The 22,233-nt window shown below is 47.7% G+C and carries 18 protein-coding genes; 9 read left to right on the plus strand and 9 right to left on the minus strand.

The window, feature by feature from the left end:
• Positions 1 to 179 precede the first annotated feature (179 nt).
• The 4 genes from E7L17_RS08580 to E7L17_RS08595 form a co-directional block, all read right to left on the minus strand.
• Positions 180 to 2,252: an elongation factor G gene (locus tag E7L17_RS08580; RefSeq protein ID WP_316322846.1), complete on the minus strand. Its 2,073-nt coding sequence runs from the start codon at positions 2,250 to 2,252 to the stop codon at positions 180 to 182.
• Between the two features lie 317 nt (positions 2,253 to 2,569).
• The gene (locus tag E7L17_RS08585) at positions 2,570 to 5,848 is read right to left on the minus strand and encodes a hypothetical protein (RefSeq protein WP_316322847.1); all 3,279 of its coding nucleotides are present in this window, start codon (positions 5,846 to 5,848) and stop codon (positions 2,570 to 2,572) included.
• Between the two features lie 28 nt (positions 5,849 to 5,876).
• Complete coding sequence (gene rlmB / locus E7L17_RS08590; RefSeq protein ID WP_316322848.1) at positions 5,877 to 6,647, minus strand: 23S rRNA (guanosine(2251)-2'-O)-methyltransferase RlmB; 771 nt, start codon at positions 6,645 to 6,647, stop codon at positions 5,877 to 5,879.
• A 763-nt stretch (positions 6,648 to 7,410) separates the two neighbouring features.
• Positions 7,411 to 7,674, minus strand: coding sequence for a hypothetical protein (locus E7L17_RS08595; protein ID WP_316322849.1), 264 nt, complete (start codon positions 7,672 to 7,674; stop codon positions 7,411 to 7,413).
• A gap of 398 nt (positions 7,675 to 8,072) precedes the next feature.
• Here E7L17_RS08595 and E7L17_RS08600 point away from each other — a divergent pair, with 398 nt between their 5' ends.
• The 9 genes from E7L17_RS08600 (at position 8,073) to E7L17_RS08640 (ending at position 16,762) form a co-directional block, all read left to right on the plus strand.
• Complete coding sequence (locus tag E7L17_RS08600; RefSeq protein WP_316322850.1) at positions 8,073 to 8,909, plus strand: DNA-3-methyladenine glycosylase family protein; 837 nt, start codon at positions 8,073 to 8,075, stop codon at positions 8,907 to 8,909.
• A gap of 146 nt (positions 8,910 to 9,055) precedes the next feature.
• Positions 9,056 to 9,994: a class II fructose-1,6-bisphosphate aldolase gene (gene fba, locus E7L17_RS08605; protein ID WP_316322851.1), complete on the plus strand. Its 939-nt coding sequence runs from the start codon at positions 9,056 to 9,058 to the stop codon at positions 9,992 to 9,994.
• A gap of 335 nt (positions 9,995 to 10,329) precedes the next feature.
• Positions 10,330 to 11,562, plus strand: a complete 1,233-nt coding sequence (gltS, locus tag E7L17_RS08610; RefSeq protein ID WP_316322852.1) for a sodium/glutamate symporter — start codon at positions 10,330 to 10,332, stop codon at positions 11,560 to 11,562.
• Between the two features lie 96 nt (positions 11,563 to 11,658).
• Entirely contained in the window at positions 11,659 to 12,240 is a 582-nt protein-coding gene (locus tag E7L17_RS08615; protein ID WP_316322853.1) for a DUF4830 domain-containing protein, read from the plus strand.
• Between the two features lie 238 nt (positions 12,241 to 12,478).
• Entirely contained in the window at positions 12,479 to 13,216 is a 738-nt protein-coding gene (locus E7L17_RS08620; protein ID WP_410470660.1) for a pseudouridine synthase, read from the plus strand.
• Positions 13,217 to 13,422: 206 nt separating this feature from the next.
• On the plus strand, positions 13,423 to 14,535 hold the full coding sequence (locus E7L17_RS08625; RefSeq protein ID WP_316322855.1) for a sn-glycerol-3-phosphate ABC transporter ATP-binding protein UgpC: 1,113 nt from the start codon (positions 13,423 to 13,425) through the stop codon (positions 14,533 to 14,535).
• A gap of 215 nt (positions 14,536 to 14,750) precedes the next feature.
• The gene (locus E7L17_RS08630) at positions 14,751 to 15,692 is read left to right on the plus strand and encodes a threonine/serine dehydratase (protein ID WP_316322856.1); all 942 of its coding nucleotides are present in this window, start codon (positions 14,751 to 14,753) and stop codon (positions 15,690 to 15,692) included.
• 62 nt (positions 15,693 to 15,754) lie between these two features.
• The gene (locus E7L17_RS08635; protein WP_316322857.1) at positions 15,755 to 16,237 is read left to right on the plus strand and encodes a RidA family protein; all 483 of its coding nucleotides are present in this window, start codon (positions 15,755 to 15,757) and stop codon (positions 16,235 to 16,237) included.
• Between the two features lie 252 nt (positions 16,238 to 16,489).
• On the plus strand, positions 16,490 to 16,762 hold the full coding sequence (locus E7L17_RS08640; RefSeq protein ID WP_316322858.1) for a hypothetical protein: 273 nt from the start codon (positions 16,490 to 16,492) through the stop codon (positions 16,760 to 16,762).
• Positions 16,763 to 16,810: 48 nt separating this feature from the next.
• Here the strand turns inward: E7L17_RS08640 and E7L17_RS08645 are convergent, their stop codons facing one another.
• From E7L17_RS08645 to E7L17_RS08665, 5 genes are read right to left on the minus strand one after another with little or no spacing between them, the layout of a single operon-like run.
• Entirely contained in the window at positions 16,811 to 17,941 is a 1,131-nt protein-coding gene (locus E7L17_RS08645) for a bifunctional chorismate mutase/prephenate dehydratase (RefSeq protein ID WP_316322859.1), read from the minus strand.
• Positions 17,938 to 19,029, minus strand: coding sequence for a chorismate synthase (aroC, locus tag E7L17_RS08650; protein ID WP_316322860.1), 1,092 nt, complete (start codon positions 19,027 to 19,029; stop codon positions 17,938 to 17,940). Before aroC ends, E7L17_RS08645 begins: the two co-directional genes overlap by 4 nt.
• Positions 19,019 to 20,278 (minus strand): 3-phosphoshikimate 1-carboxyvinyltransferase, encoded by a 1,260-nt coding sequence (gene aroA, locus E7L17_RS08655; RefSeq protein ID WP_316322861.1) that lies wholly within the window; start codon positions 20,276 to 20,278, stop codon positions 19,019 to 19,021. The genes aroC and aroA overlap by 11 nt, the downstream gene beginning before the upstream one ends.
• A complete protein-coding gene (gene aroB, locus E7L17_RS08660; protein ID WP_316322862.1) occupies positions 20,275 to 21,351 on the minus strand; it encodes a 3-dehydroquinate synthase in 1,077 nt (358 codons plus the stop codon). The genes aroA and aroB overlap by 4 nt, the downstream gene beginning before the upstream one ends.
• On the minus strand, positions 21,352 to 22,233 hold the full coding sequence (locus tag E7L17_RS08665) for a prephenate dehydrogenase (RefSeq protein WP_316322863.1): 882 nt from the start codon (positions 22,231 to 22,233) through the stop codon (positions 21,352 to 21,354).

Consider the following 22,233-nt stretch of genomic DNA (forward strand, 5'->3'; position numbering starts at 1 on the left):
CTCCTAACACTATTGCAATATATATTATTATAGTATATCGTTTTCATTTGCTTATTGCAACCGAATCTAAGCATTCATTTACTAAAAGAAAATAAATGCTTACAATATGACTGTAACACATAAAAAGGCCGGAGAATCTCCTTTGCAGGAGATTTTCCGGCTGTGTGTTTTATTGTATTTTATTCGGCTTTCTCTGCTGCTTTCGCGCCTTCCACTACTTTCTGAGCCATTTGTGCCGGTGCTTCTTCATAACGGACAAAGGCAAAGGTAAAGCTGCCACGCCCTTGTGTTACCTGGCGAATAAATGTGGTAAAGTCGTGCATTTCCGCCATAGGAACCTCTGCTTCGACTACCTGCATTCCGTCTGCACCCGGGCTCATACCCATAATGCGGCCGCGGCGCTTGTTTACCTCACCCATAACATCACCGGTGTTGGAATCAGGCACGGTAGCATTTAAGGTGCCAATGGGTTCCAGCAATACGGGGGATGCCTGCGGCATTCCGGTTTTATAGGCGACGGCTGCTGCCAGCTTAAATGCCATTTCAGAGGAATCAACCGGGTGATACGAGCCATCATACAGGGTTGCTTTCAGGCCAACCACTGGGTACCCTGCCAGCGGGCCTTTCAAAATGCACTCACGCAGTCCCTTTTCAACCGCAGGGAAGAAACCTTTTGGCACTGAGCCGCCAACTACGCGCTCACCAAACTCTAGGCCGTCGCTGTCGCAAGGCGCGAATTCAATCCAAACATCACCAAACTGGCCATGGCCGCCGGTTTGCTTTTTATGGCGACCCTGTACCTGCACCTTTTTGCGGATGGTTTCGCGGTATGGTACGCGTGGTTCTGTTAAGGTGATTTCCACTCCGAACTTGCTCTTTAGCTTCGAAACAACTACATCCAAATGCTGTTCCCCAAGGCCGGTAAGAATCATCTGGTGGATTTCCGGGTTGTTTACAAAGCGAAGGGTGGGGTCTTCCTCTAAGAGACGCAGGATGCCCTGTGCAATTTTATCTTCGTCGCCCTTGGCTTTTGGCACAATCGCCATAGAAAGTGTGGGAGCGGGATAATCAACGCCGTCGAGTACGACTTTGCGTGCGGGGGAGCAAAGGGTATCTCCCGTGCCGGTACTTTGCAACTTTGGTACTGCACCAATGTCACCGGCAACAAGTACCTGTGCATCCTCCTGTTTTTTGCCCCGAATGGTAATCACCTTACCTATACGCTCGGGATTCCCGGTTCTCATATTGACTAACGGAGTTTCCGTTGTGATTTTTCCGGAGATGACTTTCAGATAGGATAGTCTGCCGATGAATGGGTCGGCAATTGTTTTAAAGACGATAGCAGCCGTGGCTCCATCCTCATTCGGGGAAAGTTCCACGGGGTTGCCGCCAACATCCAGCCCCAGCTCGCCACTTTTTTCTTCCGCGGAGGGCGCCAGCCAAATCAGGCCGTTAAGAAGCTGTTCAATTCCATAAGTAAGCTGAGCATCACCGCAGAATACGGGGCTGATGGTTCCGCTTTTCACACCCTTGCTTACGCCAACAATCACTTCTTCCGGTGTAAACTGCTCGCCGGAGAAATATTTTTCAAACATTTCTTCACTTGTTTCCGCTACGGCTTCATAAATTGCCGTGCGCAGACCATCCAAACGGTCGCCCATGTCGGGCATCGGCACTTCAACCGGTGTTCCGTTCTGGTATTGATACGCCTTATACTCCAATATGTTCACATAGCAGTCGGCATTGCCGTTTACAATGTACGGGACAACCACCGGGCATACAGATGGTCCAAAGCTGGCTTTTAGATCTTCAAATACACGGTAAAAACGCGCACTTTCGTCGCATAGGCCGTTTACAAAAAAGATTTTAGAAAGCCCGCGTGCTGCTGCCGCCTGGTTTGCTTTTTCGGTACCTACCAGTACACCGGATTTGCCGGAAACGGTAATTAAAACAGAATCCGCAGCACGTACTGCTTCATAAAGCCCGCCTTCAAAGTCGAACAGGCCGGGAGTATCAATAAGATTAATCTTGTGGTTTTTCCACTCTAACGGAGCAACCGCTGCTCCCACAGATGCTTTACGACGGATTTCTTCTGGGTCGTAATCACAAACGGTATTTCCTTCCCCTACCTTTCCCAACCGGTCAGACGCGCCGGACAAAAACAGCAATGCCTCTGCCAGCGTAGTCTTTCCCGAGCCACTGTGGCCCGCGATCGCAATGTTCAGAATATTTTTCGCATGATACTGCTTCACTTGGTAAAACTCCTTTCAAGATGCCCCAGCCGGGGCAGTAGGGTATTGCCGGGAGACTGTTCTGTAAAAACAGGAGTCGTTTGGATATTCCATACAATCCATTCCCAGTTATTATTTACAATTATATCCTGTTTTCACATAGGAAGCAATGCTTTCTAATAAATTATACGCTTTAAATAAGAGGATTTTATGGAAACTATACAATTTAACGAATTCGTTTTCTGCCAGATGTTTCCCCTGTTTTTGCTTGACTTGCAAAAAAACGGACAGGCCCTGTGAATAAGGGACTGTCCGTCGAATAAGGTCGAGTGTAATAATTATGGTTTGCGCAATCGTGGAATGAGTAGAACCGCAGCAGTCCAAAATAGCTGGTACAACAGGAGTGCCATGGTAGAAAGCTGCTCAAGTCCAGAGAAAAAGATAAGAAACGCAACAAAAAGGAAACCGAGAATGACACCAACGGTTTGCAGCATGGTAGCCATGGTAACATTGCTTTTTTCACGCACACAGGCCGTTAGCATCCGCATCATCGAGGCAGGGCGGCCTTTTGTGACAAGCAATGCGTCAGAGCGCTCACAATCCTTTGTAATTTTGTTCTGGTAGAGAGAGCCAAGGGCTTCCGGTAAAACTCGCACAGAGTGCGGGTCTAGCCCAAAGCATTCCGCTACAAACTCAGGAGTCATATTGGGGTCAGTTGTGCGCAGTATCAGGCTGATTCCGTTTTTCTCCATTCGGCGAAGCTCCTGTGCCCGCCGTTTGTCTGAGTTATACGATATGACAAACATGGCAACCAGTTCACCCTGAGAGGCTAAATAAACGACCTTTTTGCCCCCCAGCAGGTATTTATTCTCATAATCTCTAGAGGGAGGAGTAAGCCCGTGCTGCTCCAGCAGTTGGCGGGTACCCACTAAGGTACGTCGCCCGTTCACCCACCCGGTAACACCCCGGTCATCTTCATACGTAATGTTTTCGGCTTTGGGTAAGATGTCGCGTCGGTTTTGAATAATCTGCTCAAACAGGTCACTAAGCGGGCCACCTAACGTACACATAACTGCGCTGGCATCCATAATTACTTCGTCGATTCGCTGTCCGCCAAAGGTTTTAATGCCATTTAATATAACAGTTCCCTTGGGGAACAGCTCTTTGGAATCTGTCATTAAAGCGTTGGTGTTGCAGAAATACTCCACAGCCGAATTGCCTACCAGCATTGTACCGCACCGTCGTGCCAAAGCACAAAGACGGCTGATAGGCATGTTGGCGCACAGCATGCTGGTAATGGGAGCACTCACACATGCAGCTGCGGCAAAGGCCGTTACCGCTGCGGAAGCGCTTCTGGTAAAAATAAGACTTACTGCACACAGCAATATACTGCCAAGAAACAGCAGGGGAGCCATAGACTGCGACGCCTGCTCGCTGGGGTCAGGGTCATAGGAGTTGCGCAAATAATTGCGGAAGAAACCGGTCTTTCGTTGGTAAGCAATGAGCGGCTCACCCACAACACAGCCTTTTGCAAGCTGCAGAGCGGTGTTGTAATCATCAAACAGCTCAACAGCCATTTTCGGCTCTGGGGAAGCTAAAAAGCGGAAGTTTGCACGGATGCGCCTCACCATTGAGAGTTTACCGGCAGAATTGAGGAAAAGACCGAGTCCGGCAAGAACCGCATACAAATGAAGCTGACCATTTTCAACCTCATGTGTTTGAAAGAGCATGACCGCACCTTGTATCCAAGCGGCAACGGCGGCAACGGCCACGCCGCTGTCTGCGTTGGCCTGCAGTCTAGCCAATGCGCGGATGCCGCCAAAAACGGTTTTGCGGCAAAAAATTACTGCTATTGTGAATAGACAAAGGTTTGTAATCAGGTATGCGAGAGGCAAAACATCTGCCCTCAAAAAGGTGGGTAGCATACCGGAGCGTTCACTGACAAAACCCCAGAACAGCATGACCATCAAGAGTATTCCGGTGACCGAAACACGCAAAGCGAGCGCGCGGTGCTCTGCCCCGAGCTCGTGTAGTATGGAAGGAGCATCTTCCGGAGTGGTATAGTCATCCAGATTCTCTGGTTCGGGCTCTGGTACCGGTTCATCACCGGGGTCGTTGTCTTCTTCCATCTCGCCGAGGAAGTGAAAGCTATGTACGTTGGAAGAGGAGGTTACCTTTTTACGACGGTGGCGTGGTTGCTTGTGTGCCGGTACTTCAGGTTCTTCCTCCGGCGCAAGTTGGTAGCATTCTTCCACACGGGCGAGTGCCGCTTCCAAGCGATTAAATTCTAAAATATGAACCGGTAGGGTGTTCGGTAGGTATTTGCGTGAGCTTCGAACTAAGGAACGAATTTGCTCCTTTTTTTGTTGTTCCGCTTTGCGTATGGCAGCTTGTGCCTGAAGCTGCTCCAGAGCGGCTCGTGCCCTTTTTTCTTCCTCCGATTGCGACATTACTGTTTGCATCTCAACCGGTTCGGGCTGTTCTGCCGGTGAGCCTAACGGAGGTACAGCGGGCTGCGCCGCTAACTGCTTGGTGGGCTCCTGCGGTACCGGGCTGGGAGCTGACGGGGAATCTGCATTCGGATTTAACGGTTCGTGTGCAGGAGATTGCGTTCCCGATTGCCCCTTGCGTTCCGAGGGGGCAGGCTGAGGTTCCGATTCCGGCGTTACAACATCCATCTCTTTGGTAACTTCTTTTTTCGAAATTGATGGCTGTGCCGTGAGTACCTCCCTAGCGGGGCGCTGCGGTTTGACCTGCTGTTTTACGGGGGTAGAAGCTTCTCCTTGGGATTTTTGAACCAGACGAGCTGCCTCTTCCAAATCCATAAATCCGCTTTCGCTTTCTTTTGGGAAAGGGAGCGGTTCTAAGCGCAAGTGGTTGCTGGTAGGAAGCTCCGGTAAACGGAACTCTTGTGTAGATTCCTTTTTTGCAGGTTCACTTTCCAGTTCTGGATGTACCGCTTCCTGCTTTGCAGGTTTCTGGGGTGCGGTAGGGCCAAGCGGTCTTTGCTGTGTTTCTCTTACAAGATGAACCGGTGAATCGGGCTCCTTTGGCTGAAAGCGAGCAGAGATTTCTTCTTCCATCTCATCTTCCGGTGTTTCATCAAATAAATAACGAAATGCAGGTGTGGGGCCCTTCTCTGTGTGGATGGGGTCATCATACCCTTTTTTGTATTCTTCCACTGGTTTTAACTGAAGACCGTAATAAATATCCTCTTCATCATCAAACTCACACGCTTTTTCTGCCTTTCGAATGCGCCTGCGTGCAAAAAAACCCTTCAGCCCGCGGGGTGCGGGCTGTTCCTTTTCGGATTCTTCAGGGCTGGTTGTATTTGTTGCCGAAATGAATCGGATTTCTCCATTTTGCCCAGGAGTCATTGGCTGAGCCGGCATTTCCTGTGGGGGCTGAGAAATAGGGGCCGGAATCTCTGGCCCTCGCTCAGGCGGGGCCGGCTGTTCCGGCTTAGGCTGAGTCTCGGGTGGTTGAATTCGCGGTGCGCTTTTCTCGTCTTCGCCGGACAGCGTTTCAAACGCCTTACTGCTCAAACGGTCTTTTGCTTCCGCCAGAATATCATCCACCGAGTATTCCGGAGAGTTTTTCCCCTTATTGTTTTCCATGGTAGGCTACACGCTCCCGTCCTTTTGCTTATTTAGCCTGAATCCCCCTGCGCTGCCGTACGACTTCATAACAAATCACGCCGCATGCCACAGAAGCATTCAACGAGTTTATCTTTCCCAGCATCGGCAAAGATATGATAAAATCTGATTTTTCTCGAACAAGCCGGCTTACGCCAAAGCCCTCTGAGCCAATTACAATGGCAGCAGGGCTGCGGTAATCCACCGCACACCAGTCTTGCCCGTCCATATCAGCGGCATAAATCCATAGGCCGCGTTTTTTCAGTTCATCTAAAGTATTGGCTAAATTGGTCACTCTTGCAACCGGTACATATTCCACCGCACCTGCAGATGCTTTGCCAACGGCATAGGTAAGCCCGGCAGCTCTGCGGCGTGGCACGATGACACCGTGTGCACCGGAGCATTCCGCTGTGCGGAGGATTGCCCCCAAATTGTGAGGGTCTTCCAGCTCGTCCGCAATTAGGAAGAAAGGCGGCTCGCCACGCTCTTCCGCCACACGGAACAAATCTTCTAAAGTGGCATATTCTTTCACTGCGGCCACGGCTACCACGCCTTGGTGGTTTGCGTGCCCGCACATATAATCAAGCTTTTTGGGGTCAGCTTCCTTAATGGGAATCCCAGCTTGCTTCGCTTTTGTGATAATTCCGCCAATGGAGCCTGTGCGGTTACCCCGCGCCATGTAGATGCTGTCGATTGTGCGCCCGGATTTCAGTGCTTCGCTAACGGCATTTCTGCCCGCAATAATATCGTCGCCGCGCCCAGTGGTTTTATTATCTTCCATATGTTTCTGACTCCTCTTTACGGTCTTTATCGTATTTGTTAAGTACGGTTGCGGCAATTGCCACATACCGATATATTTTATTCTAAATTTATTTTATACGCTGCTGGGCAGCATCTGCGGGCGAACAAAAGCGCTCTAAAAATGACCGCCCACAGTTGGGATGCACTTGCTAATTTCTTTATGGTAGCTACGAAGGTAACATTTTAATGGAGCGCTATCGATGGTTTTCGTTTTGCGGTTTTGGGTCGTTCTCAAAACCGATTCCAAAGGCAGAGTCTATAGTGAGTTTTTTCTCCTCTTGTTCTCATCAAGAAAGGGAGTGCCCACCCCGGCTTGAGGGACAAGCCCTTGCACCAGAAGAAGACTGAGGTATGCGTAAAAAGTAACATTCACTAGATTTTTCAACGTTCTCTCAGGTGCTCGAAGCTAAGCTTCGGTCTGTACCGTGAGGTTACTCAATCATCTAAAATAATCAAAATCAAAAAATTGCACTAAATTTAAAAATAGAGTAAGGCAGATGATTCAATGTTCTCTCTCAGGTGCCCGAAGCTATGCTTCGGTCTGCACCGTGAGGTTACTCAATCATCTAAAATAATCAAAATCAAAAAATTGCACTCAATTTAAAAATAGAGTAAGGCAGATGATTCAATGTTCTCTCAGGTGCCCTGAAGCTATGCTTCGGCCTGCACCGTGAGGTTATTATAACACAAAAGGTAACGGAAAGGAAAAGATTTTGTTAAAAAAAGGCGGATTGTGTATCGGCTTAAATTGTGGCAAAATAAAGAATAGTTGCCACTGCGGCAACTGCCGCAGGAGGGAGAACGCGTGTAACCCAAAAAGACATTCCCTTTGCTCTTTTCATGCCAGAGGGTGCGTCTAAGCTACGTAGTATTTTGCGGGCCTCTCGCTCTAAAAGCTCGCGTTCAGCGCTTGCGTATTCTGGCTTAACGATTAGATAAGCGCTTTCATAGTACATATTGCCTGTTTCCTTTACCTCAATGATTTGTCTGCTAATTCCGCGGATCATATTGAGCCTCCTGCTGTTTTAATACCTTTATTTTAGGCTAAAGCAAATCGTTTATACGGAATTAGTAAGGAAAAGGATTGTACAAATACACGTTATACCATTAGTAAAGTTGTAGGTTTACATAAACTTTGTGGATAACCCGGGATCAGACTGTGGATAACTCTGTTGAAAGTGTTGATAAGTCACGGTATACCGCTGTGTTAACTTTTGTTAGAGTTTGTTTAAAAAACCTGTTATGTCAACCGATTCCGACGCACAAATACAAATTCTCAAATAACAAATAGTATTTTTCTTCTTTACAAGGTTTCGTAAAGAGGCGTTTACGTTTCTTTAAAAGTATGCTATAACGAATAGCAATGGTGTAGCCGCGAAAGCAATCGCGGAAAAGGAGGTAGCCCATGCACTACATAGAAAATATGCGAGGAATCGAGATTTTGTCTTCTACCGATTTGGATTTACAGCAAACGCTGGATTGTGGCCAGTGCTTTCGTTGGCAGGTGCTGCCTGACGGAGAATATCGAGGAATTGCTTTCGGACGAAAATTGACAATAACCGAGAAAAACGGCACGGTGTTATTTCACGGAGTCACAGCAGCGGAATTTGAATCGATTTGGATTCCTTACTTTGACCTTAATTTTGATTACGCTGTGGTACGGGAATTATTTGCGCAAATGCACCCTGCTTTGAAAGAAGCCGCAACGTTTGCACCGGGTATCCGCTTATTGCAGCAGGACCCATGGGAAGCACTTTGTTCGTTTATTCTATCCCAAAACAATAATATACCACGCATTAAAGGCTTGGTGGACAGGTTATGCCAATTGCTTGGTGAGGAGCGCGATGGTTTTCATGACTTTCCTACCCCGGAGCGCTTGGCAGAGCAAACCATAGACACACTCGCGCCAGTACGCAGTGGCTTTCGAGCAAAATACCTGATTGATGCCGCGCAGAAGGTTTGTGACGGAACGGTCGATTTAAACGCACTTTACCATTTGCCAATGGAGGAAGCCCGCCAAAGTCTTACACAAATTTACGGTGTGGGAGACAAGGTTGCTGAATGTGCTTTATTGTATGGTTTTCACCGGTTGGAGGCATTCCCGATGGATGTTTGGATGAAACGCGCCATGGCTGTACTGCTTCCCGGTTATACGCCCGAGCAGCTGGGCCCCTATGCAGGGATTGCCCAGCAATACCTTTTTCATTATAGCCGGTGTAATGCAGAACTGTTTACTGCCTGAAAGATACAAAAATATTTCCTAAGATTTTATAGTTGTTTTTTTAACAAGCCTGTCTTTTCTGCTGATTTATGGTATAATAGCCACAACAGCACATTTGTTGCCGTTAACAGAATCCACTATTAAAATCTTTCAGGAGTGTGATCCAAATGCCATTGGTAAATACGACGGAAATGTTCAAGAAAGCCTACGAAGGCGGATACGCCATCGGCGCATTCAACGTTAACAACATGGAGATTATTCAGGGAATCACAGAGGCTTGCCATGAGCTGAAAGCTCCCGTAATCCTACAGGTTTCCGCAGGAGCCCGCAAATATGCGAACCACACGTATCTTACAAAGCTGGTAGAAGCGGCGGTTCAGCTGAACCCCGAGCTGCCTATCGCACTGCATCTGGATCATGGCCCTTCTTTTGAGCTTTGCAAAGAGTGCATCGATGGTGGTTTTTCCTCCGTTATGTTTGACGGTTCCTCTTTGCCTTATGAAGAGAATGTGGAAGAGGCTCGCCGCGTTGCAGAATATGCTCATAAATACAATGTAACGGTGGAAGCAGAGCTTGGTCAGCTTGCCGGCATTGAAGACGATGTGAGTGTAGATGAAGATGCTGCGCATTTCACAGACCCGAATCAAGTTGAGGATTTTGTAAAGAGAACCGGAGTGGATTCGCTGGCGATCGCCATTGGAACCAGCCATGGCGCTTTTAAATTTAAACCTGGCCAAAAGCCCCAGCTTCGTTTTGACATTCTAGAGGAAGTTTCTCGCCGCCTGCCCGGATTCCCCATTGTTCTGCACGGTGCATCATCTGTTGTTCCGCAGTTTGTTGAGGAAATCAACCGCTTTGGTGGTAGTATGCCGGATGCGATTGGTATTCCGGAAGACATGCTTCGTCAGGCTGCCACAATGGCAGTGTGCAAAATCAACATCGATTCTGACCTTCGCTTGGCAATGACTGCAAGTGTTCGCAAATACTTAGCGGAAAATCCCTCTCATTTTGACCCCCGCCAGTACCTCGGGCCCGCACGTACTTCCATTAAAGGAATGGTTGAGCACAAAATTAACACCGTTTTGGGCTGTGCAGGTAAGGCCTGATTTTAGGTACAATTTTGAAAATGCCGAATAACCACACTTTTCAATGTATATCTGTAAGCCCCTGTTGCTTTTAAGCAGCAGGGGCTTTTTGCGTTTTAATTACGTACTTCAGACAAAAGCGGAAAGCAAAACTGCATCCGTATATCAATTATTTGCATTCTTGACAGTTAACGTTAACTTCGTTTTTAAAGTCGGGAAAAGTTCATATTAGGTCCAGGTTTATCATATCTATTCAGGCAAGAGTTGTGGGCATAGGCGTTCCATTTACTGGGGAGGTGAGAATACAATGCTCTGTGCAACTCTGCGAATACGGATATTCTTGAGGGGGATTTTGTATGCGTGCGGAATTGGTAGATTCGGTATTAACCTTTTCATTTGACAATATTGGTACGATGACCTTAGCGGCAATCTTTCTTTTAATAGGTTACTTCCTAAAAAGCAAGATTTTATTCCTAGAAAAGTTTTGCATTCCCGCTCCCGTAGTGGGAGGGTTCCTGTTTGTATTCATTAATTTTGGTTTTTATTTAAGCGGTGCCATTCATTTTCAATTTGATTCATCTCTTCAGGCGGTATTCATGCTTGCCTTTTTTACCACAGTAGGGCTTGGCGCCAGCCTGCGTGTTTTGCTGACAGGCGGGAAGCTGCTGGTTGTTTACTGGTTGGTAAATGTGGTCATAACCGTTCTGCAAACCGGAATTGGAGTCGGCCTTGGCCCAATGGTAGGCCTGCATGCCGCCTATGGAATCGTCTCTGGCCCTGTGGCACTGGTGGGCGGCCACGGTGGTGCAGCGGCATACGGGCAAACACTGGAGAGCATGGGTTACCCCGGAGCAAGCCTGGTAGGCCTTGCAGCAGCAACGTTTGGTCTCATCGTAGCAAGCCTGATTGGCGGACCGTTGGGTCGTCGCCTGATTATTCGCTACCGGCTTGAGCCAAAGCCAGATGAAGAATTCAAGATTGATGTAAGTGGCTATGAAGAACAACCACAGGAACAAAAGGTAATGGATTACGCCTGCACGATGAAAAACCTAACGGCTCTGATGCTTTGCATGACGCTTGGATCTGTCATTGTTGGTTATTTGGGACAATTGATTCATATGTCGATCCCAACTTATGTGGGTGCAATGTTTTTTGCGGTACTGGTGCGTAACCTGAATGAAAAGTACCATTTTTATGAGTTTCGCATGGACTTTAACGATAAGGTGGGAGACGTAACATTAGGGCTTTACCTTTCTATGGCTCTTCTCACGCTCAAGCTTTGGGAGCTGGCAGAGCTTGCTCTCCCGCTGTTGGTTGTTCTGGTTACGCAAACGGTCGTTTTGGTATTGCTTACTTATTTTATTATTTTCCGCATCCTTGGAAAAAATTACGATGCGGCGGTTATGTGTGTCGGTTTAATTGGGCACGACATAGGTTCTACTCCCACTGCGGTAGCCAACATGACTACCATTCAGGCAAAGTACGGGGAATCACGCAAGGCACTTATAATTGTTCCGATTGTAGGCGCATTTTTAATTGATGTATTTTATCAGCCTTTTGTTATTTGGTGCATTAATGTGCTATGCTAGACCAGCTTTTCATATAACAGGAGTAAATCGAAAAATGCTTGCATGAGCGGGCAGTAAAGTGCATATGTATTGGTATGAATTAAGGGGGAGAGAGCAATGTTCGTCGTATCTGTGAAAGCAAAACGTAAAAACATTCTGTTGGTTGTATTTCTTATTCTAGTGTTGGTTCTTGTGGCTATAACAGCAATGGTGGTTCGTGGGTCGGGCAGCGAAGCAACCATGGGCAACCAAAAATATAACGTAAAAGCCGATAGTAACGAAGATCGCATTGCGTTCTTATCCCAATTTGGTTGGGAAGTTTCGAGTGAGCCCATTGAAATACGTGAAATAACCATACCTGCAACCTTTAATGAGGTGTACGAAAAGTACAATAGCATGCAAAAAGAGCAAGGGCTGGATTTGACACGCTATGCAGGTAAGATATGCAAACAGTGGGTATATGAGATAAATAACGCAACCGACCAAGGCGCTCCCGTTCGTGCCACTATGCTGGTGCTTGGCGGTAAGGTAATTGGAGGAGATATTAGCTCTACCCCCATAGACGGCTTCATGTGTGGATTTGCAGGGAGTGACCGCATTATGCCCGGTAATACGGCAAAGCAGCTTACTTCTTCAGCAGAGTCCGCCAAGCAGACCAATGTAAGCGAAATACCCACCAACGCGTGGCCAACAGATTGAATCATGACATAATTTCTATTTCGATAGCGTATCGCTCCATTCATAGAAAAGCGTGCGGAGAATTTTTCTCTGCACGCTTTTTACCTTGACGTTTTCTCTTCCCGCACAGTACAATAGTATTGCAACAAAAAACAAAGGCCTAAGAAGCCAGCTTTTTGAGTGCCGGGTAGTGAGCCGGTAAGGCTGTGTTGTGTTTGCAATGATAAGGGATAATAATGAAAAAGGCAGGGAAGATAGAATGGCGCTGGAGCGGCTCGATAAAATACTGGCCTCCCAAAATATTGGTAGCCGTAAAGACGTAGGCATATTGATTCGAAAAGGGCGGGTTACTGTTAATGGTGCTGTGGTAGTAAAACCGGAGCAAAAGGTAGACGCAGAGTGTAACGCGGTAGCTGTAGATGGCCGGGAACTGGCATCTTCCCAAATGATTTATTTGATGATGAATAAGCCGCAGGGGGTACTTTCGGCATCACGAGATACAAGGGCAAAAACTGTGGTCGATTTGGTTCCCCAGGAATGGCAGCGAAGAGGGCTTTTCCCAGCCGGAAGACTCGATAAGGACACAGTAGGCTTACTAATTCTAACAAATGATGGAGAATATGCACACAAAATGCTCTCTCCCAAAAAGAAAGTTGAAAAAATATATGAAGCGATTCTGGATAAGCCTATCGATTCAGAGGATATTTTGGCGTTTTCTGTCGGAGTAAAAATGAAAGATTTTGATGCTCTTCCTGCAAAATTGTCTGTAATGCCCCAAGATTTGGCAGATGAGAATACACTTCCCCTGGAGCGGCAGGTTCGCGTAATAATCCATGAGGGAAAATACCACCAAGTTAAGCGAATGTTTATGGCCCGTGGAAAAACCGTACTGGCACTGCGCCGAGTGCAAATTGGTTCTCTGAAACTGGACCCCAATTTGGCTCCTGGTGAGGTTAGACAAATGGACGAAAAAGAAATTCTGGCTGTTTTCACCTGAAATGCAGGTTGGTTTTTATCACATCTTCATCTTCTTTATGGGATTTACCTAAACGCTCCATGCAAAGTTTGGGTAAAAAAGGTCTGTTAAAATGAGGGTTCTTCTGCTATATTAATAATATCAAATCTTGCTATTTCCATTAGGTTTTGGGCGTCGGGTACGACGCTGTGCTTTCAGATTGATCCATATGCTCAGGAGGTTTATTTATGGCGAGTTTATCACTTAAGAACATTTACAAGATTTATTCAGGCGGTGTAACAGCAGTTACGGATTTCTGCCTGGAGATTGAAGACAAGGAATTCATAATTTTGGTTGGCCCCTCTGGATGCGGAAAATCCACCACGCTCCGTATGATCGCCGGACTGGAGGAAATTTCTAAGGGCGAGCTGTACATCGGGGACAAGCTGGCAAACGACATTGCCCCCAAAGACCGTGATATTGCTATGGTGTTTCAGAACTATGCGCTGTACCCCCATATGACCGTGTTTGATAACATGGCATTCGGCCTTAAGTTGCGTAAAACACCGAAAGACGAAATTAAGCGCCGCGTTGAAGAGGCCGCGCGTAGTCTCGACATCTCTCACCTGCTGGAAAGAAAGCCGAAGGCTCTCTCCGGTGGTCAGCGCCAGCGTGTTGCTTTGGGGCGTGCCATTGTGCGTGACCCGAAAGTATTCCTGCTGGATGAACCGCTATCCAACTTGGATGCAAAGCTGCGTGCGCAGATGAGAACCGAGATTGCGAAGCTTCATAAGCGCCTTGGTACCACGTTCATTTATGTTACCCATGACCAAACCGAAGCAATGACGATGGCGGATCGTATCGTTGTTATGAAGGACGGTTTCATTCAGCAGGTAGATAGCCCTCAAAATCTGTATGAGCACCCGGTAAACGAGTTTGTTGCAGGCTTTATGGGTTCCCCGCAAATGAACTTCCTCGATGCTGTTCTGGGGAAAGACGGCGCTCAGTATACGCTTACCTTTGGCAATACTACCGTGAAGATTCCTCAGGAAAAAACAGAGGGAACTTCTTTGGAAGCATATGTAGGCAAAACCGTTACCTTTGGTGTTCGCCCAGAGGATGTTCACGACGAGCCTGCTTTCCTTGCGAAGTCTCCCGATAGCTTGGCGACGGCAGACGTTGAGGTTACCGAGCTGATGGGTGCAGAAATTTATTTGTACCTAAGCTGCGAGGGCAATTCTCTTACTGCCCGTGTTGACCCTGCCTCCACCGCAAAGCCCGGCGACAAGGCTAACATTGCTCTGGATATGATGAAGTGCCACATATTTGATAAAGAGACCGAGCTGGCTATTTTGAACTAAATTGAAATTGCTCTGGTTATAAAACGAAATGGGCTATCCGTAGGGTAGCCCGTTTTTAATACATAGTTTTAGTATCAAAAAAGAAATACAAAATAATCAATACATACTTACTAAAATTTGAATTTGCAGAATACTCCATTTTTGTGGTAATTTAGAATGAAGAAAAGCTTAATGGCAGAACAACGGCACACAACAAGTAAAAGGAGAGACTTGATATGGTAACAGCACAAGATGTCGCTTTGGCAAAAGAACGAATTGGAAAATACCTTTATGAAACTCCGGTTATTCGCTTGCAGAATTTGGATGCCTTCCTTGGCTGCCAAGTATATGTAAAAGCGGAAAATATGCAAAAAACCCATTCCTTTAAACTTAGAGGAGCGTTAAATAAGGTTTTAACTCTCACACCCGAACAACTGAAAATGGGCGTGGTGGCAGTTTCGTCTGGCAACCATGGTATTGGTGTAGCCTACGCGGCGAAAATGCTGGGGATTAAGGCTACTGTTGTGCTAACCGACACCGCACCAGAAATAAAAGTGAATGAGATTAAGGGTTTGGGTGCCGAGGTTCTTCTGTGTGAGCTCAATGCCCGCCAGGCTTTGGCGCAGAGCCTTGTGGAAAAGTACGGCTCTGTTTTTATTCCTCCGTATGATGATGAAGCGATTATAGCAGGTCAAGGTACTTGTGGAGTAGAAATTGTTCAGCAGCTGCCAGAAGTAGATATTATTATGACGCCAGTAAGCGGCGGCGGTCTTGTTTCAGGCGTTGCCATTGGCGCAAAAGGTGAAAAGTCAACGGTAAGGGTGGTTGGCGCAGAACCTGCGGTTGTATCCCGCTATTCCCACAGTATTGCAGCCGGTGAGAGGGTTAACCTGCCAAAGGCTGCCTCCTTGGCAGACGCACTGCTTGTAACCCAGCCGGGTCAAACAAACTTCCCGTTGGTGCAAAAGTATGTGGATCAGGTAGTATCTACCAATGAAGAGTACATTGCAAAAGCAGCTCGCCTGTTAAGCAGTGAGGGCAAAATTGTTGCCGAGCCGGCATCTTCTATCACCATGGGAGCTATTTTAGAGGGGAATATCCATTTTGAGCCGGAGCAGAAGGTTTGCTTTTTGCTGTCTGGCGGCAATACAGAGCTGCCGTTCTTAGCATCTCTGTAATTGTAGAGTGTTCGGTACAAAGTCTAGCGATAAGTTATTTACATAAAAAGAGGAGTATCATAATGAGTGTTTTTGATAAACTGAAAGAACTTGGTATTGAGCTGCCGGGGTTTAACCCGCCTGCCGCAAACTATTCCCCTGCCGTACGTGCGGGAGAATTTATTTTTACTGCCGGACAAACCCCCAAGCAGGGAGGAAAACTGATTTTAACGGGCAAAATTGGAGTTGAGGTAAGCGAAGAACAGGCCTATGAGGCTGTTAAAACCTGCGCTATGAACTGCCTGACCATTTTAGACTACTATGCCGGTGGGCTGGATAACATAGCAGAAATTGTGAAGATGACGGTATTCCTTAACACCGAAGATGGATTTGAGAACCATGCTAAAATTGGCAACGGAGCATCCGACCTTTTCGTGTCTATTTTTGGTTCGCATGGCTGTGCGGCACGTAGTGCAGTTGGCGTAAGCTCTCTACCAGGCAATGCTCCCTGCGAAATTGAATTGGTGGTGCGCTTAAAAGACGCATCGGTTCCGTCAAAAGGCTGAGTAAAAAATCTTCAAAACAAATGCAAGCATCCTCCTTTTAGGCAGATACCTGAGGGGGGATGCTTGCTTTTTTATTTATTAGATGTGGACAGAATCAGCAGATGGGTTTTTCTTCAGTGGGGAAGAAAACGGGATAAGAAATAGTAATAGCCTATATTGGAAATGTAAATAGAAAAAATAATATTTGTGTATTGAAATTCCATTTAGGTTGCTGATTGTAATAATTAAAAAATATATAAAGAGTTGCTAAACGTGAAAAAACAATGGATGACTTTTGGTTTATGCTCAGTTATTACCTGCCTATCAGCAGGAGCAGTATCCGCTAATGCTACAGTTCGGCCAAATGCAAATTCTGTTCCAATAGATGTTTCAAATATTAAGGAGCCATACCCCAACGTTTTTATTGGTTTTTTATTAAATTCAGTAATGCGAACCATATTACTAAAATTTAAATTTGGCTATTGCCAAGCAGTTAGCAAAGCGGAATACAGGGAATGGCTATTCAAAAAAGAACGTTTTATCTGAAGGAGAAACATCCAACAGGTAAAACGTCCTTTTCATTATATATAGGGGTCAGGGAGTGACTTCGCGTTCGCGATAATTTCCCAGGAAAGAGAAACGAGGTAGTTCCTCGTGCAAAGAGGCAATTAAATCAAGCGTGCTAGCTTCCCGCACATTCCCAGTGAAATCCAGATAAAAATCATACTCAAAGTTTTTATCTGCCAAAGGACGGGATTCAATTTTCGTAAGATTGAGCCCATGCAAAGAAAAACGAGATAAAATGGCGGAAAGGGAACCAGTGGTGTGCGGCAGAGAAAAGCAAAGGCTTATTTTCTGTGCATCCGCCGGAATAATCGGTTCACGGCACACCGCTATAAAGCGAGTGCAGTTACTGTGAGAGTTTTGAATGTTGCGGTTAAGTATGGTTAGGCCATAGGTTTCTGCAGCCTGCTGTGAACAGATAACCCCAATGCTGCCACCTTGCGTAGCTGCCATTTTTGCAGCGGCGGCAGTATTGCTAAATGGTTCAGTAGTAAGATTGTTTTGATTCAGGTATTCCGTGCATTGCGCCAACGCCTGCGGATGGGAATACACCGTTTTTATTTCGTTGAGGTGAACTCCCGATGGTGCGGCAAGACAATGCTCAATTTTTACAGAGGCAGCTGCTGCAATATAGAAACGGTACTTTAGAATCAAGTCATATACATCCGTTACAGAGCCTGCGGATGAATTTTCAACCGGAAGAATGCCAAAATCAGCAGTACCATTTTTAAGTGACTCAAACACTTCTTGAAAGGAGGGGGAAAAGGCTAGTTCACCCTCTGGGAATAAATGCAGTGCCGCTTGGTGAGAATAGGCACCCTCTGCGCCTTGGCAGGCAATGTGTCCGCCAGCAGGGAGGTTCTCTTGTGCTCTTAAAATCAGGGAGCGCAATTTTTCCCCACTGTTGAGTAAACGGTGCTGCAAAGCGCGGCTCGCCTCCATGCATGCAGCATAGATGACGCGTATCTCTCTGCCGTAATCTCCGGCTTGACTTTCCATACGGTTTAATATTTCCCGCTCTCGTTCGGGGTTCAATATGGGGCCGCCCGTTTGTTGTTTTACTCTTGCGACTTCTCGCCCGCATTCCAGGCGTTCTATGAGTAAGGGAAGCAGTTGATTATCAATCTGATTAATTCTATCTCGAATCTCCTCGAGTGTCATACCAGCTTACCCCTTTCTGCCATTAAATTGATAAGACCTATTGCAACAGCGGACTCCACCACTGGAATTGCCCGGGGAACGATGCAGGGGTCGTGGCGACCATGAATCGACAGAGGTTCGTTTTGCAAAGTGGTGAGGTTTACAGTTTCCTGTTCCTGCCCAATGGAGGCAGTTGGTTTCAATGCTGCCCGTACAATGACAGGCATTCCAGTGGTAATGCCGCCGAGAATTCCCCCGGAATGATTGGTAACGGTTTTTACCTGACCATTTTCAGCTGTAAACGCATCGTTATTTTCACTGCCCCGCAGGGATGCGCAGGCAAATCCATCTCCAAATTCTACCCCTTTTACGGCGGGAATACCAAATAGAATGGAAGAAAGCACGTTTTCCACACCATAGAACATCGGTGAGCCAATACCGGCAGGCAGCCCGGTTACAGCACACTCCACCACACCGCCTACACTATCTGCTTGTAGCCGCGCGTTTTCAATCTCTTGCATCATGGCTGTTTGTACGGAGCGGTCAATCAGAGAAAAGTACTCCGTTGAAATGCGTTCCAAAAGAGCATCGGAAATATCAACTGGGTCAAAAGCAGTATCCAATATAGATCCAATTTGAAGAGCGTGTGCGCCAATGCGAATTCCGTGCAGAGATAGAATTTGGCGGCAGATTGCACCGGCAAAGGTAAGCGGAGCAGTGAGCCGGCCAGAAAAATGACCACCTCCACGTATATCGTTCGCACCATTGTAGCGAACCGCTCCGGTGTAATCCGCATGACCCGGGCGCGGCAGTACCCGCAGACTCTCGTAGTCTGAGGAACGGGTATTGGTGTTTTCAATCATTCCGCAAAGGGGGGCGCCAGTGGTTTTGCCGTTCAGCAATCCGCTTACGATGCGAACGTGATCACTCTCACGGCGAGGGGTGGAGGTTGTATCGCGCCCTGGGGCACGGCGTGCCATTTGCAAGGCGAGTTGTACTTCATCAATGGGGCAGCCGGCTGGTACATTGTCCAGCACCACACCAATTGCTTCGCCATGGCTTTCGCCAAAGATGCTGATTCGTATCATCTCTCCAAAACTAGACGACATTGGCTTTTCCCCCTAACCGATTATATTCCTCAAAAAAATTGGGATAGGATTTTGCGACACTGTTTGCGTCTGTAATAATGGTGGGATTACTGCCCTGCAATGCGGCGATGGCCAAAGCCATTACAATCCGGTGGTCGTTGCACCCGTCGGCCGTGCCGGGTGAGAGCTGTGGTACACCGTCAATGATTAGGCCATCTGGCTGTTGGGTAATGCGCGCACCTAGCTTTGCAAGTGCTTCTGTCATCGCTTCCAAGCGGTCGCTTTCTTTCAGCCTAAGGCGGGCGGCGCCGGTAATCACCGTGCGCCCTTCTGCCAGTGCAGCAGTAGCAGCGAGCACCGGAACCAAATCGGGAATCTGTGTAGCATCAATGGGAATACCACTAAGGGGTGCGCCTGAGACGGTAAGAGCCTCTCCCTGCCACTCAACCTGCGCCCCGAAGCGCTGGAATAGCGCAGCAGATTCCCGGTCCCCCTGCGCGGAGTCTCTGCGCAGGCCGTGAATGGAAATTTCACCGCCAAGTGCTCCTGCGGCTAGAAAAAAGGCGGCCTGTGACCAATCGCCCTCCACGGTGTAATCGCGTGGCTGGTATTGCTGCCAACCGGGAACCTCCCAACCACCTTCCACTGTGCGGATATTGATGCCAAAATCATGTAGGACGGAAAGTGTTAAATCAATGTATCCGGCGGACTCCAATGGAGTAGTAAGCCGAATGCAGCTGTCTCCCGGTAAAAGAGGGAGTGCCAATAATAACCCGGTGATAAACTGGGAACTAATATTTCCCGGCAGTTCGTACTCGCCGGGAATCAGTCCTCCGTCGATTTCAAGCGGGAGCCCGCCGTGAGTGTTTAAAATGGCACCGTGAGAGGGAAGGCACTCTAAATAGGTGTTCAGCGGGCGGTAGGGAAGCCGCCCCTGTCCGGTTAATTTGGCGCTAATACCGAGTGCTGCCAGTATGGGAATGAGAAAGCGCAGAGTAGAGCCGGATTCAAGGCAATCAATTTCCGCTTCATCCTCCCATTTTCCACTGCTGTCAATGAGGATGATATCGCCTTCTCGTTGTACCTGAACCCCTAGTATCTCCAAAGCACCAATGGTTGCACGCATGTCTTCGGAATCTGCCACGTGGGTAATGCGGCTGATACCACGCGCGAGCGCAGCACATAGTATGGCGCGATGTGCAAGACTCTTGGAGGGTGGTGCGGTTACCGAGCCACAAAGGCGAGATGGGGCAACGATTGCTTGGCTCATATACTGCCCTCCTTTTCTTTCATTATAATAGGAAGAAGATCTTGCTTGGGAATAGGGTGCACAAATGAGTGCCCGATTTCACGCAGTAAAATCAAATTCAGCGTGCCGCCCATCCCCTTTTTGTCAAATGCAGCAGCACTGGCAAGGCTCTCTGCCGGGGCGCAGTCTTTTATGGGAAGGTGGTACTGTGTGAGCAGTGCGGCAATTTCATCCGCTGTGCCTGGTTTGGTGAAACCCAGTGCTTCCCCTGCATGAGCGATTTTTACCATTCCAATACCAACGGCTTCTCCGTGAGTTAGCTTTCCAAAGTCGTAGTATTTTTCAAGAGCGTGCCCGAGTGTGTGGCCAAAATTCAGAAGCATTCGCTCGCCGGTATCAAATTCGTCGGCTTCTACTACGATGCGCTTGCAGTTTACACACTCATAAATCATTTGCTCTAATACTTGTAGATTATTGGCTACGTCGTTTCCTTTTATTAATTCAAATAAGGCTCTGCTTTTAATACAGCCGTACTTAATTGCTTCCCCCATGCCATCCGCAAAAAAACGGGACGGCAAAGTTGAAAGAATGTCGGGGTCAATTAATACCAGCCGAGGCTGGTGAAAAGCCCCAACCAGATTTTTGCCCTGCGGCAAATCTACTCCGGTCTTCCCTCCAACAGATGAATCAATTTGCGCAAGCAGGGAGGTTGGTATTTGTATAAATCCAATACCCCGCAGGAATGTGGCGGCGGCAAAGCCCGCCATATCACCCGTTACACCGCCGCCCAGCGCTACGATGAAATCGGTTCTCGTCATTTTCTGTTCTGCCATAGCGGAGTAGATTTGTTCTATAGTAGAAAGGCGTTTGCTTTCTTCCCCGGCAGGGAATGTAAAAACATCTGGTACAAAGCCTGCCATAGCCAAAGAATCTGCTGCACGGCGTGCATACAATGGTCCAACGTTGCTGTCGGTAATAATCATGGCGCGCCCGCCAGCCCGGAAAAGTGTGCTTGCTTGTTCCCCCAGTTGGTTCAGACAACCGCGCTGAATCAAAATTTGGTAGGGTCTGGAGGTTTGTATATTCAGCTCCATTTATTCACCCAGCCTTTCTTTTATCTCTCGCCCTTGCCGAAGCAGTCTGCGAAGTGTCTCTGGTTGATTCCCCTCTACCGCATTTCGAATCGCAGTAAGATGCGAAAGCAGGGTGTCAATTTCGCGGGTTAATGGCTCACGGTTTTCGAGGAATAGTTCACTCCACAGATTTTCGTTGATGCGTGCCACACGGGAAACATCGCGATAGCTCCCCGCGGAGTAGCCCCGGTGTTCCGGGCATAAGGGGCTCATAACGTAAGCGCAGGCCAGCACGTGGGGTAACTGAGAGGTAAATGCAATCATTTCGTCGTGGTGCTCCGGTGTGGTGAGGATGGTCTGCTTTGCACCAACAGAGTACGCCAAGTGTTCCATCAGTGTAACATCCTCTTCCGGTGCTTCGCAAGGGATGAGCAGATAGCTCGCTCCCAAAAACAATCCACTTTCGCTGACAGTAAAACCATTTTGTTCTTTCCCGGCCATTGGGTGCCCTCCAACAAAGGTAAAACCATACTTACGGGAGAGCTGAGTCAGCTCGGGGCAGATGGCTCCCTTTACCCCACAGGTGTCACTTACCAATACACCGGCAAGAAGAGGACCCTTTTCCTTGATAAACTCGATGCAGGCTTGTGGGTAGCAGCATAAAAGAATCAGGTCTGCCTTTTGCAGCGTGGTGTCATCTGCAATTTTGCGGATAGCGCCACATTGCAGTGCCTGCTCCAGAACCTCTGGGTTTTGGTCTATACCGGAGACACAATGGTTTTGCTTCGATAGCGCTTTTGCCATAGAGCCACCTATCAGCCCAAGGCCAACAATGGTAATATCTAGTTGATCCGGGTTCCGCTCGTTTGGCTTGCGCCTGCCGGTTTGGTGTGTTGGTTGCAA

The sequence above is a fragment of the Clostridium sp. genome (assembly GCF_032576335.1).
GTDB lineage: Bacteria > Bacillota > Clostridia > Oscillospirales > Acutalibacteraceae > Faecalispora.